The organism is Aestuariibaculum sediminum (assembly GCF_014596945.1).
Lineage (GTDB): Bacteria > Bacteroidota > Bacteroidia > Flavobacteriales > Flavobacteriaceae > Aestuariibaculum > Aestuariibaculum sediminum.
Genome location: NZ_JACVXB010000003.1, coordinates 327,811 through 340,508 on the forward strand (window position 1 = coordinate 327,811; position 12,698 = coordinate 340,508).

Annotated in this window: 11 protein-coding genes and 1 riboswitch; of the genes, 7 read left to right on the forward strand and 4 right to left on the reverse strand. The window is 33.9% G+C overall.

From position 1 onward, the window contains the following. Positions 1-12: 12 nt before the first annotated feature. The 3 genes from ICJ83_RS09025 to ICJ83_RS09035 are packed head-to-tail and all read right to left on the reverse strand — an operon-like array spanning position 13 to position 1,592. On the reverse strand, positions 13-570 hold the full coding sequence (locus ICJ83_RS09025; protein ID WP_188230059.1) for a DUF4252 domain-containing protein: 558 nt from the start codon (positions 568-570) through the stop codon (positions 13-15). Between the two features lie 43 nt (positions 571-613). Next, positions 614-1,096 (reverse strand): hypothetical protein, encoded by a 483-nt coding sequence (locus ICJ83_RS09030; RefSeq protein WP_188230060.1) that lies wholly within the window; start codon positions 1,094-1,096, stop codon positions 614-616. Further along, a complete protein-coding gene (locus tag ICJ83_RS09035) occupies positions 1,083-1,592 on the reverse strand; it encodes an RNA polymerase sigma factor (protein WP_188230061.1) in 510 nt (169 codons plus the stop codon). The genes ICJ83_RS09030 and ICJ83_RS09035 overlap by 14 nt, the downstream gene beginning before the upstream one ends. Before the next feature lie 145 nt (positions 1,593-1,737). Here ICJ83_RS09035 and ICJ83_RS09040 point away from each other — a divergent pair, with 145 nt between their 5' ends. The 3 genes from ICJ83_RS09040 to ICJ83_RS09050 all read left to right on the forward strand — a co-directional run bounded on the left by ICJ83_RS09040 (position 1,738) and on the right by ICJ83_RS09050 (position 5,565). Continuing rightward, positions 1,738-3,267 (forward strand): S41 family peptidase, encoded by a 1,530-nt coding sequence (locus tag ICJ83_RS09040; protein ID WP_188230062.1) that lies wholly within the window; start codon positions 1,738-1,740, stop codon positions 3,265-3,267. A 101-nt stretch (positions 3,268-3,368) separates the two neighbouring features. Then, positions 3,369-4,859: a S41 family peptidase gene (locus ICJ83_RS09045; protein WP_188230063.1), complete on the forward strand. Its 1,491-nt coding sequence runs from the start codon at positions 3,369-3,371 to the stop codon at positions 4,857-4,859. Further along, the gene (locus ICJ83_RS09050; protein ID WP_188230064.1) at positions 4,852-5,565 is read left to right on the forward strand and encodes an adenine nucleotide alpha hydrolase; all 714 of its coding nucleotides are present in this window, start codon (positions 4,852-4,854) and stop codon (positions 5,563-5,565) included. Before ICJ83_RS09045 ends, ICJ83_RS09050 begins: the two co-directional genes overlap by 8 nt. A 73-nt stretch (positions 5,566-5,638) precedes the next feature. On the opposite strand, the gene ICJ83_RS09055 is transcribed toward ICJ83_RS09050, so the two are convergent. Continuing rightward, positions 5,639-7,507, reverse strand: a complete 1,869-nt coding sequence (locus ICJ83_RS09055) for a TonB-dependent receptor plug domain-containing protein (protein ID WP_188230065.1) — start codon at positions 7,505-7,507, stop codon at positions 5,639-5,641. 69 nt (positions 7,508-7,576) lie between these two features. Continuing rightward, positions 7,577-7,801, reverse strand: a riboswitch (cobalamin riboswitch). Between the two features lie 60 nt (positions 7,802-7,861). Between ICJ83_RS09055 and ICJ83_RS09060 the strand changes: the two genes are divergently transcribed. From ICJ83_RS09060 to ICJ83_RS09075, 4 genes are all read left to right on the forward strand, one after another. Then, positions 7,862-9,016: an ABC transporter substrate-binding protein gene (locus ICJ83_RS09060; protein ID WP_188230066.1), complete on the forward strand. Its 1,155-nt coding sequence runs from the start codon at positions 7,862-7,864 to the stop codon at positions 9,014-9,016. After that, the gene (locus ICJ83_RS09065) at positions 9,017-10,048 is read left to right on the forward strand and encodes a FecCD family ABC transporter permease (RefSeq protein ID WP_188230067.1); all 1,032 of its coding nucleotides are present in this window, start codon (positions 9,017-9,019) and stop codon (positions 10,046-10,048) included. It begins immediately after the preceding gene. Positions 10,049-10,059: 11 nt separating this feature from the next. After that, the gene (locus ICJ83_RS09070; protein WP_188230068.1) at positions 10,060-10,854 is read left to right on the forward strand and encodes an ABC transporter ATP-binding protein; all 795 of its coding nucleotides are present in this window, start codon (positions 10,060-10,062) and stop codon (positions 10,852-10,854) included. A 116-nt stretch (positions 10,855-10,970) separates the two neighbouring features. Beyond that, positions 10,971-12,695, forward strand: coding sequence for a tetratricopeptide repeat protein (locus ICJ83_RS09075; RefSeq protein ID WP_188230069.1), 1,725 nt, complete (start codon positions 10,971-10,973; stop codon positions 12,693-12,695). The last annotated feature ends 3 nt before the right edge of the window (positions 12,696-12,698 follow it).

Below are 12,698 nucleotides of genomic sequence, written 5' to 3' on the forward strand. Positions count from 1 at the left end.
ATGGATTGATTTTTATTTTTTCTTTTCTAGATGTTCTCCACCCGAAATATTCATTTTATCGGTAAGCTTCGAAATTTCGTTTAAATCGATATCACCTGTTAATGATACTACCACCGTTTCAAATCGGCGTTTTTTACCATTAATTTCTATATCGCTGTCTATGTATTTATCGACGCCATTTACAAAGATTAACAGCTCCTTTACATGATCGGCATCACGTCCTTCTTTTACATAAAACTTTACTTCGGTTCCATCATCTTTCACTTGCATTAATTCTTCTAAAGCACTCGAACGTGATTTTACCCATTTGGCAATATCAGAACTTATCGACTCACTATCGGCGGTAATTGTTTTAAAACTGGTTATACTCTTAACCATATCCATATACGCCTTAGCCTCGGGATCGTCTACATTAATACCCATTTTAGCTATCATTTGAAACATTTTAGGTTGAATAGACACATAGGTAACTTCGGGATTATCGCTATATTTTTCAAAAATATCCTTCTGAGCCATCGCCGCCATTGGCAAGACTAAAGCTAATACAAATAGTAACAATTTGTTTTTCATCGACTTTATTTTAAAATTTATTGTTTTCATTTTGTTCGTTTTTTTAATGATTGGGTTTAAAAATAATTCGTGTTGAGTTTTCTAACTCGTTAAGGTAATTCAGGGTTTCGTAACCTTTATCGTATTCGTTTAAATACCCTACGGTAGAAACTCCTTTGTTAAAATGGCCCGATATCATAGCCAAGGATTTAGCTACTTCATCGTACGCTTCCTGTGGATTTTGAAATGTTCCTAAATCATCTGATTGTGTTTCAGTCGATTTAAAATAAAATCCTACCAAAAGAACTGCTACTGCTGCTACCGAAATCCACTTATAGTTATATACTTTCTTAGTTTTTAATGGAACGTGTTTAGTAAATTGTTCTTGCTGGCTCACTTTAAAGTAAGTAAACATGGCTTTGTACGGCTCTAAATGCGGCGGAACTGCTTCTTGTTGAAAATAGGTTTTTAACAGTTGCTCTTCTTTTAGCGACGTTTCTCCGTTTTCGTACTTTTCAAGTAATTTTTCTATATTATTTAATACCATAATTATGTGTATTAGTCAATTTTTCTCGAATTGTTTTTCTGGCTCTAGACAATGCCACTCGAACTGCTGTATTATTCATTTGAAGCATTTGAGCAATTTCATCTAAATCATAATCTTCTATGTCTCGAAGTTGAACAATTAGTTTTTGCTGGTCTGGAAGTTCTTCTATGATTTTAGCCACCCAGTTTACACTATCATTTACTTCAACTTGCTTTTGCAATGCTGTATTACCATCTTCGTAATTACTATGAACGATTTTCAAATTTTGTGCCTGTTTAGATTTTAATTTATCCAAACAAAAATTTTTGGTCATAGTCATTGAAAAAGCTTCTACATTTTTATAACCTTCAATATTTTTTTTATTATTCCATAATTTCAACAAAACCTCCTGAGTTGCATCTTCAGCCTCTTCTGTAGACACTAGTAACCGTTTCGCTAAACGAAATACTTTATCCTTAAAAGGCATCACTATATTCAAAAACTCCTGTTGAGTCATTTTGGTTTTTACTTTGGTTGGTTAAAAATGGCCTTGTTTTTGCTATTTGATATTACGACGAGCGACATTATATTTTGTTACAAAAAATTTTAATTTACGCAATAAAGTCGTTATTTTACAACATTTCTCATATTATAACATTGCCATGAAAAGATTCAAATTGCCTTTACACCTACTTTTTTCTCTAATTTTCAGTATTACTTTTTTATACAATTGTACCGAAAACGAAGAAACTATAATTCAAGAAGTAGAACAGCCTGAAGAAGCAGAACCTGTCACTTTAAACAATGACGTTAATGATTTTGTCTGGGCTGGTTTAAACGAAGTTTATTTATGGCAGCAAGATGTGCCCGATTTAGCCGATGATAAATTTGAAACTTTCGATGAGTATTACACTTTTTTAAATGGCTATAATACGCCCGAAAGCCTATTTGACGATTTATTATATCAAAAAGATGTAGTGGACAGATTCAGTTATATCGTTGACGATTATATCGAATTAGAAAACTCATTTCAAGGCACATCCAATTCGAACGGGCTTGACTTTGGTTTAGTACGCTTATCTGGTTCGAATGATATTTTTGGCTATGTTCGCTATGTAGCAAACGATTCTGATGCGGCTTCCAAAGACATTAAACGAGGTGATTTCTTTTTAAGTGTAGATGGACAGCAACTAACTATTAACAATTATGTAGATTTACTATTTGGCTCGAATAACACCTACACGTTGGGAATGGCTGAAATAAACAATAATACTATCGCAGAAAATGGAAAAACCGTTGAATTAACAAAAACAGAGTTTACCGAAAACCCTATTTTGCTTAATAACGTAATTGAAAGTAATGGCATTAAAATTGGATATTTAATGTATAACAGTTTTGTTGCCAACTTCGATAAGCAATTAAACACTGCTGTAGGAGAGTTAAAATCAAACGGAATTACCGAATTAGTTTTGGATTTAAGATACAACCCAGGTGGATCGGTAAGTTCTGCAATTTATTTATCGAGTATGATAACTGGGCAATTTAATGGTGAAATTTTTTCAAAGGAAAAATGGAATGACAAATACCAGGCATATTTTGAAGCAAATAACCCAGAGTTCCTAATCAACCGTTTCTCAAACAAACTATCTGACGACACGGTAATAAATTCACTAAACTTAAACAAAGTTTACATCTTAACCACCGAAAGCTCAGCTTCTGCCAGCGAATTGGTTATAAACTGCTTACGCCCATATATTGATGTAGTTCAGATAGGAACAAATACTACAGGAAAATATACGGCATCTGTTACGCTTTACGATTCGCCTAATTTTGGACGAGAAGAAGCTAATCCAGACCACACCTATGCGCTGCAACCTCTTGTCTTAAAATCGGCAAATAAAAATGGTGAAACCGACTATTTTGAAGGCTTAACTCCAGATTACACAATAACCTATGATTCAGGCTCTGGTCAAACTTCAGAAGGCGAAAACTTAGTCGATTTAGGTATTCTAGGCGATATAAATGAACCGTTTTTAGCAAAAGCTATTTCACTTATTACCGGCGTTACAAGTAAATTAAACTATAAAAAACCAACAATGGGCGTAGAAGTAAAAGCACTTGCCGACACTAAGGACTTTACACCGCTAGGAAAAGGCATGTATAAAAATGTAAAACTTAATATCAAACTATAATCTATTAAGGAATCGTTCAAAACTAAACAACATATGCCCTCTTTCTTAAAGCATTTTAATTATTAAGAAGATTAAACCATAAATGACCCTAACAGCAACATATGATTAAAAACATAAAATTATTTATAATATTATTTACCGTAACGTTTTTTAATACCAGTTGTTTTGAAGACAATGACGATAACCAGATTGCACCAAATGCAGTTAATGATTTCGTTTGGCGTGGTATGAATGTTTTTTATTTATATAAAGATGGCATCCAAGACTTAGCTGATGACAGATTTTCGTCAGACCCTGAATATTCAGCATATCTGCGCAGTTTCTCAAGTCCCGAAGCCCTGTTTGAAAGCTTAATTTATGAGCGTGAAACAGTAGATAAATACAGTTGGATTGTAGATGATTACATTGCCTTAGAACAGTTTTTTAGTGGTGTCTCAACAAGTAACGGTATGGAATATAGGTTATTTCTTCAACCCGATAGCAATACCAATTTAGTAGGTGTTGTTCGCTTGGTGTTGAATGATAGTGATGCAGAAACAAAAGGTTTAAAACGAGGTGATATGTTTAACGCTGTAAACGGTATTCCATTAACCACCGACAATTATTCCAATTTACTTTCGGCACAAACGTACACCTTAAATATGGCTGTATATAATGACAATAATACTTCTGAAACTACCGACGACTCTGTAGATTCTACTAACGAAACCATAACACTAAGTAAACTGGAGTATTCAGAAAACCCTATTTTTTACACAAACATTTACCAAGTTAATAGCCAGAATGTAGGATACTTGATGTATAATGGATTTACTGCAAATTATGACACACAATTAAACAATGTATTTGCCAATTTTAAAGCTAACAATGTTCAGCACTTAATTTTAGATTTAAGGTATAACTCAGGAGGTTCGGTAAATTCAGCTATATTATTAAGTAGTATGATTACCGGGCAATTTAATGGCGAGGTTTTTAGTACCGAAGAATGGAATCAGGATTTTCAAAATGCATTTGAATCGGAAAACCCAGAATTGCTTATTAATCGGTTTACAAATAACGACGATGGGGTTAATTTAAACAGTTTAAATTTAGATAAAGTTTATATTATTGCTACCAACAGCTCAGCTTCAGCCAGCGAACTAGTTATTAATAGTTTAGACCCTTATATTGATGTTATTCATATAGGTGATTATACAACAGGAAAATACCAGGCGTCTACCACAATTTACGATTCGGAAAACTTTACTCGTGAGGGCGCGAATCCGAATCACACATACGCTATGCAGCCCTTAATCTTTAAGTCGTTGAATAAAGTTGGCTATACCGACTATGATAATGGTTTAACTCCCGATATTCTGCTAAAAGAAAGTTTTCTTGATTTAGGTAATATTGGAGACACAAATGAAACCCTGCTTTCGGCAGCTTTAGCGCATATTTCTGGAGCAACAGGAAAATTATCGGATTTAAAGAGCAAAGCGATTCCTTCTTTGCAAAGTTTTAAAGACAGTAATAGCTTTGAAACTTTCAACAATCAAATGTATACGGATAAAACAATACCCGATTACCTCTTAAAGACAACAAAGTTTGAGTAAACATAAAACCTATTTCAATTGGAGTTCAGGCAAAGATTCTGCTCTGGCACTCTATTATTTATTACAAAACGAAAACTATTCGGTAGATGAATTAATCACAACGGTTAATACGCACTTTAATCGTGTATCTATGCATGGATTGCGAACAGAACTGTTAAAGGCGCAAACTGATGCTATAGGCATAAACGCCAGCCTAATAGAATTGCCCGAAATGCCCGATATGGCTACGTACGAAATGAAAATGTTGGAAACAGTAATTCGATTAAAACAAGATGGATTTACTCACACAGCCTTTGGAGATATTTTTCTTGAAGATTTAAAGGCTTACCGCGAGGAACAACTTTCCAAACAAAATATTTCAGCCATATTTCCACTTTGGAAAAAAGACACTAATAAATTGATTAACGAATTTTTAGATTTAGGATTTAAAACTGTTGTGGTTTGTGCTAATTCTAAATACTTTAATGAAGATGTAGTTGGTACGGTTATAGATAAAAAATTTATAGCTAATCTACCCAAAAATGTCGATCCCTGTGGTGAAAATGGTGAGTTTCATACCTTTTGTTTTGACGGACCGATTTTTAAAAACCCGATTCCTTTTACCATTGGTGAAAAGGTGTATCGTGAATATGAAAACCCAAATAACGACAATTCGGTTTGTACCAATGACCCTTATGGTGTTTGGTATTGTGATTTAATTCCATAGCATCTACAAAAGACAAAAATAACAAAGGGCGCTCTATTTCGAACGCCCTTTTCAATTCAAAATTTAAGAATATCTATAAGTTGATGTTCAATCCTAAATTTACATTTCTACCTTTTGTAGTATAACCAATAACTTCAGTATAATCTTCATTAAACAGGTTGGTTACTCCCGCAAAAACTTTCAATCTGTTTTCCAATAATGTATGACTGAAATATAAATCAATTAATGAGAATGAATCTAAATCAACATTCTGGTAAGTTGAAAAATCGGTATCCACCCGACTACCCACAAACTGATAATTTAAGGAAGCAAAAGAATTTTCACTAAAATTATAACCTATCCCAGCATTGATCTTATGTTTTGGCAAACGTAAACGTGTGCCTTCTTTTAATTCCGTAAATGTATAATTTGAAGTAAAAGTTAAGGTTTTAAATGGCTTGAATTCGGCTTCGACCTCAACACCATGAATATTAGCATCGGTACTTGCATTTTCATAACCGGTAGTGTAAATAATGGTATTTTCTTCATTTCTATTAAAATATAAAGCATTCAACCTTAAACCATTTTCAGTATTAAATTCTAAACCACCTTCCATGGTTAAATTTTCTTCAGGCTCTAAATCTGGATTAGCGCCATAATAACCAAACAATTGTGATAAATTAGGAGCGATAAATGACGTGGCATACGAACCAAATGCTTTTAAATAACCTTGATTTAAAGCAACACTGTAGGACGGATTAAAGTTGTAAACAAAATGAGAGCCGTATTCACTGTGGTTATTCAATCTTGCACCTGCATTTATGTTTAATCCGAATTCTGAAACATAAACTGCATTTAAGTAAGGATCCGTATTAGTATAACTTTGCTCTTCTAGAAATAAACTTTTGTATTCGGTAAAATTAACTCCGACAATAGTATAAAAAGTTTCATCGAAACTGTATTTATTAAAAGCATCTATAACAAAACTTTCTGCCTCATTTGTAGAAGAAAACTCAGATATAGTTTCTCTTTTTATTTTAGAAAAAGCGGCATTCACCTGAATACTTCCGTTATTGTATGTATACTTTGGTGAAATACCTACTCTTGTTTGCTCACTGTGATATTCATCTTCTGTATCAGCAAGCACGTAAGCTGGAGCAGGAAAACCGTCTATATCAGTATTTAATTTATAATAACTCGTGAAGGCCGAAAAATTAAATTTTTCAGAAAATTTGTAACCTAATTTCAAATTGGTATTAAATCTTGAAAACGTATCTTCCTCAGGGTTTTCAGACTTTGCCGCCGACAAGCCATCGACAAAACGATTTCCAAAACTAGCTAAATAGTTAAACTTATTAGCAGTACCGTTAACAGACACATTGTTTGTAAAACTCGAAATGTTGTAACTATCGTCTTCTTGCGATTGATTTGTGCCTAGCACAGACATAAAATTTCCCGCTACTTTATTTGCAGAAGCTTTTCTTGTAGTAATATTTATTACAGCCGTAGCTGCAGCATTTCCATACAAAGTACTAGCTGCTCCTTTTATAATTTCGATAGATTCAACGGTGTTTAAATCAAACAGTCGTAAATCAAACTCGTTAGATACCAATGAAGGATCATTAACAGCTATACCATCAACTAAAATAAGTACTTGTCTGGTATTACCACCACGAACATAATAGCCTAAATTCTGCCCCTCCACACTTCTACTTCCATTTATTTCAATACCACTTTTAGTATTAATTAATTCGGCAATGTTACGACCTTGATTGTTTTCAATTTCCTGTCTTGAAATTTTAATTACTGTTTTACCAGAATGCTCACGTTTTAATTCAAATCGAGAGTCGGAAATAACAATTTCATCTAGTTCTTCTATTGTTAAATCATTTGTTTGTTGGGCTAATCCAACCATCGATATACCTAAACATAGTACACCAAAAGCATGTTTTCTTTTGTTCATTTTTAATGAATAATTGCTCGAGAATCGCATGGATTTACATACGCAAACTTTTATCCCGAAAGTTTAACTTTATTATTTTTGAAAATGGCAGGTCTCCTGACTTATTTAATGTTATTATACCTTCCCAGCTTAATGCCAGTGGTTTTTAGAAGAAAATAACACCCTCTTAAAAAAAGAAGTGCTGAAATTAATTCAACATAAATTTACAGTTGCGGGAACAGCTCTGGATTTTCACCAGATTCCCTTTTAATTCGTTAACCTGAAGTCAACAAAACCAAATTTCGCAGCAAATGTAAACCTTTTTGTTTAATGTTTTATCTAGAAGATTAATTAATCTTACTTTTGACACAAATTATGTTTTACGTGAAAAATTTTATTGCTTTAATCCTTTTAATTGTTTTTTGTGCTTGTAAAAGTGAACCAAAAAAAAAGCTTTGGGAAACATTAACAGGTAAACCTTTAAATTTAAAATATGCCACAGGGTTTTCAGCTAAAGATTATGGCAATTTCACTATCCTCAGCATAAAAAACCCATGGCCTAATAACGACAAAGCGTATCACTACGCCTTGTTAAAAAAAGGTCACGACCCCGAATTTTGGACTTTAGAAAAGTCGAGATTCGATGGCATAATCGAATTACCAATAAAAAAAATAGTCGTTACCAGTACCACGCATTTACCTGCGTTAGAGTTACTGCGTGTTGAAAACACTTTGGTTGGCTTTCCAGGAACTGATTTTATTTCTTCAACAAAAATCAGACGTCTTGTAGATCGCAATCAAATCAAAGATCTAGGGAAAAATGAAGGCATTAACACCGAAATTCTTCTTGAAACTCAGCCAGATGTGGTTGTTGGTTTTGGTATTGACGGTAAAAACAAAGCGCTTGAAACGGTAAAAAAATCTGGTATTCCGGTAATATTTAATGGTGATTGGGTTGAACATTCGCCATTAGCTAAGGCTGAATGGGTAAAATTCTTTGGAGTGCTTTTTCAAAAACAACGCCTGGCCGATTCCATTTTTAAAAACATTGAAAAAAATTATTTAGAAGCAAAAAAACTAGCCAAAAATGCAAAAACCAAACCATCCATATTAAGCGGAGCCATGCATAAAGACATCTGGTATTTACCCAATGGAAGCAGCACAGAAGCTCAACTTTTAACGGATGCTAACACTAATTATTTATGGAAAAACACTCTGGGCAGCGGTAGTTTATCTCTAAATTTTGAAACAGTTTTTAGCAAAGCACAGCATGCCGATATTTGGCTTAGCCCGTCAAATTACACTAGTTTTGAAAACTTAAAAAATGGCAACCCACACCATGCAACTTTTGACGCTTTTAAAAATAAAAACATATATTCCTTTACCAACACTACAGGAAAAACCGGAGGTGTTACTTATTTTGAGCTAGGCCTTACCCGACCGGATTTAGTTTTAAAAGATTTGATTAAAATTTGTCATCCAGAACTATTAAAAAATTATGATCTTTACTTTTTTAAACCCTTAGAATAATTGACTAACCAAAATTCATATAGACTACCCTTTTTAGTAACCTCTATTTTATTAATTATCTGCTTCTTAATTAATATTAGTTTAGGTTCTGTCTATATACCCCTAAAATCTGTTTTAAATACTCTTACAGGTGGCTTGGCCACTCAGGATTCTTGGCATTACATTGTTATTAACTACAGGTTACCAAAGGCAATTACGGCTGTTTTAGTAGGTTCGGGTTTAGGTATATCGGGGCTTTTAATGCAAACTTTATTTAGAAATCCACTCGCTGGACCATTTGTATTAGGAATTAGCTCTGGCGCAAGTTTGGGAGTCGCCATAGTCATCTTAGGTTCTGGTCTTTTCGGTGCTGTTTTCAGTACATTTTTAATATCTAAATGGAGTATTGTTATTGCGGCAAGTTTAGGAAGTTTTCTGGTCCTCATAGCTGTGCTATTAACATCCTTAAAAGTTAGAGACACCATGGCTATACTTATAATAGGTTTGATGTTTGCCAGTATTACCGCCTCCATTGTAAGTGTGCTCTCATACTTTGGGTCGGCCGAACAATTACAGCAATATATTTTTTGGGGGTTTGGGAGTTTAGGAAATTTATCATGGAATGAACTATTAATTTTATCAATAATCTATACCGTTGGGTTATTGGTTAGCATACGTTCTATAAAAGCACTTAACACCTTACTTTTAGGAGAAAATTACGCTAAGAGTTTAGGATTGAATATTAAAAAAAGTCGTTTAGTTATTATCATTTCTACCAGTTTACTTGCAGGAACTATTACTGCATTTGCAGGACCAATAGCTTTTATAGGATTAGCTATTCCACATTTAACGCGTCAGATATTTAACACCTCAAATCATGAAATTTTACTTCCTGCTGTCTTTTTATTTGGATCTATTATTATGTTAATATGCGATAGTATTTCGCAAGTACCAAATAGCGATTTAACATTACCAATAAATGCCATTACAGCGTTAGTTGGAGCCCCTGTTATTATCTGGTTATTAGTAAGAAAACGAAAAATGATATTTTAAATAAAAAAACAGTGAAAAAACACGATCAAAATATCATTCTAAAAACTGAAAATTTAAGTATTGGCTATAAATCTAAAAATGATGTTTCCATTATCGCTAGTAACATAAATATTACATTACAACAAGGTGAATTGGTTGGTTTGGTTGGTGCTAATGGCATTGGAAAATCCACACTACTCAAAACGCTAACCAAAGTACACCCCCCTGTTAAAGGAAACGTATTCATTAATGAAATTCCAATAGAGAAACAAACAAATCTGGAACTAGCTAAAACCTTAAGTCTTGTGTTAACCGAAAAATTAATTTCTAAAAATTTATCGGTTTTCGAATTGGTAGCATTAGGAAGACAACCGTATACCAACTGGATTGGAAATTTAACAGCGGAAGACGTTTTAATCGTAAATCAAGCTCTGGAACAAACACATATTGAAGATATAAAACACAAAAAATGCTTCGAACTAAGCGACGGGCAACTTCAAAAAGCAATGATTGCCCGAGCCTTGGCGCAAGACACAGATTTAATAATTCTGGATGAACCTACAACACATCTAGACATGTATCATAAAGCCTATATTTTAAAGTTACTTAAAAAGCTAGCTAAAGAAACAAACAAAACAATTTTGTTTTCTTCTCACGAAATCGATCTTGCCATTCAGCTTTGTGATAGTGTTATTGTCATGACTCCGAATCACGTAGAAATAGACCAACCTTGCAACCTTATTACCAGTGGAGCTTTCGAAAAACTATTCCCAAAAGATTTAATAGCCTTTGATGAAAAAACAGGAAGTTTTAAAATTAAAAAATAACATGACTTTCTAATTATCAACAAATTAACTAATTTTACACGTACTTTACCTCATAATCAATCAGCGTCCCGACTTACTTAGTATTCGCTTATACTAAACCCTAACCGATTGACATTATGAAAACCAAGCTAATTATTTTATTAACTGCCCTAATATTAATTACGACACTATCTTACAAGATAAATGATTCTGAAGGGTACGAATACCCGCCAAGGATTGGCTCAAAAGCTATAAGCTGTACCACGACAACATTTTTATTAGATAATATTGACTCTACTAAACAAATCGCTCCACTTTTTGAAAATTTGGGAACGCATACTTATAATATAAGCACAGACAATGCGCTTGCACAACGCTTTTTTAATCAAGGTTTAAGGCTTATGTATGCTTTTAATCATGCTGAAGCACACCGTTCATTTATGGAAGCTTCGCGACTAGACCCTAATTGCGCCATGGCCTTTTGGGGACAAGCTTATACACTGGGTCCTAATATTAACGACCCTGAACCTGATGAAGAACGAAAGCTTAAATACAACGAAGCCCTTGCTGAGGCGATAAAACAAATGAACAATGCCACACCTAAAGAACAAGCTCTAATTGAAGCATTAACGCATCGATACTCTACAAATTTAGAAAAAGAAGTTAGTGTCTTGAATTTGGCGTATATGAAAGCCATGGAAAAAGTAGCTACTCAACACCATAGTGATAGTGATATACAAACGCTATATGCCGCCTCAGTGATGAATACAGTGCCTTGGAATTACTGGGATAAAAAAGGAAATCCATCTCCCAACATCCCGAAAGCAAAAGAAGCTTTAGAAAAGGCGATTCAACTTAACTCAGAACATCCGGGAGCCCATCATTACTATATTCATATGGTAGAACTTCCAAACCCGGACCTAGCTGTACCGAGTGCCGAAAAATTAGCAACACTTATGCCGGCAGCTGGACATCTGGTACATATGCCTTCACACATTTATATAAGGGTTGGAAGATATAAAGATGCCGTTATAGCTAACCAAAAAGCCATTCTTGCCGACGAAGATTATATATCTCAATGCTACTCGCAAGGCATGTATCCCTTAGGATATTATCCACATAATATTCACTTTCTTTGGTCAGCATCAAGTTTATTAGGTAACAGTCAAATGGCTATTGAAGCTGCCAAAAAAACTGCAGAAAAAGTTCCTGTTGGCGAAATGAAAGACCTTCATTTTCTTCAAAATTTTGCCTCTACACCACTTTTAGCCTACACCAGATTTGGAAAATGGAATGACATATTAACATACCCAAAACCCAATGACGATATTAAACATTTAAAACTTATTTGGCATTATGCCCGCGGGATAGCCTTTACTCGAAAAAATAATATTAAAGAAGCTAAAGAAGAGCTTGAAGCTATCAAAATTTTGATAGAAGACCCAGAAATGGAATCCATAATTGCAACCGGTTTTGATTCTGGTACCACATTAGCGAAACTGGCATTTGAAATTGTTTCTGGTGAAATTGCAGCCAGCCGACAAGATTACAATACAGCTATTAAACATTTAAATAAAGCAGTATCTATGGAAGATGACTTAATTTATAACGAACCATCTGCATGGCATATTCCGCCAAGACAAAATTTGGGTGCCATTTTATTAAAGGCTAAACGCTTTAATGAAGCTGAAAATATTTTTAAAGAAGACCTTCTTAATTTAAGACAGAATGGGTGGTCTTTAATGGGGTTATACCAAAGTCTTTTAGCACAAAATAAAACGAAAGAAGCAAAAAATATAAAAAACGAATTCAATAAAGCTTGGCAGGAAAGTGATGTTATTATAAACTCCTCAGTACTATAAAAA

Coding starts and splice junctions, on each gene's coding strand:
- ICJ83_RS09025 (WP_188230059.1), bottom strand. CDS start 570: ATGAAAAACAAATTGTTACTATTTGTATTAGCTTTAGTCTTGCCAATG.
- ICJ83_RS09030 (WP_188230060.1), bottom strand. CDS start 1,096: ATGGTATTAAATAATATAGAAAAATTACTTGAAAAGTACGAAAACGGA.
- ICJ83_RS09035 (WP_188230061.1), bottom strand. CDS start 1,592: ATGACTCAACAGGAGTTTTTGAATATAGTGATGCCTTTTAAGGATAAA.
- ICJ83_RS09040 (WP_188230062.1), top strand. CDS start 1,738: ATGAAAAGATTCAAATTGCCTTTACACCTACTTTTTTCTCTAATTTTC.
- ICJ83_RS09045 (WP_188230063.1), top strand. CDS start 3,369: ATGATTAAAAACATAAAATTATTTATAATATTATTTACCGTAACGTTT.
- ICJ83_RS09055 (WP_188230065.1), bottom strand. CDS start 7,507: ATGAACAAAAGAAAACATGCTTTTGGTGTACTATGTTTAGGTATATCG.
- ICJ83_RS09060 (WP_188230066.1), top strand. CDS start 7,862: ATGTTTTACGTGAAAAATTTTATTGCTTTAATCCTTTTAATTGTTTTT.
- ICJ83_RS09075 (WP_188230069.1), top strand. CDS start 10,971: ATGAAAACCAAGCTAATTATTTTATTAACTGCCCTAATATTAATTACG.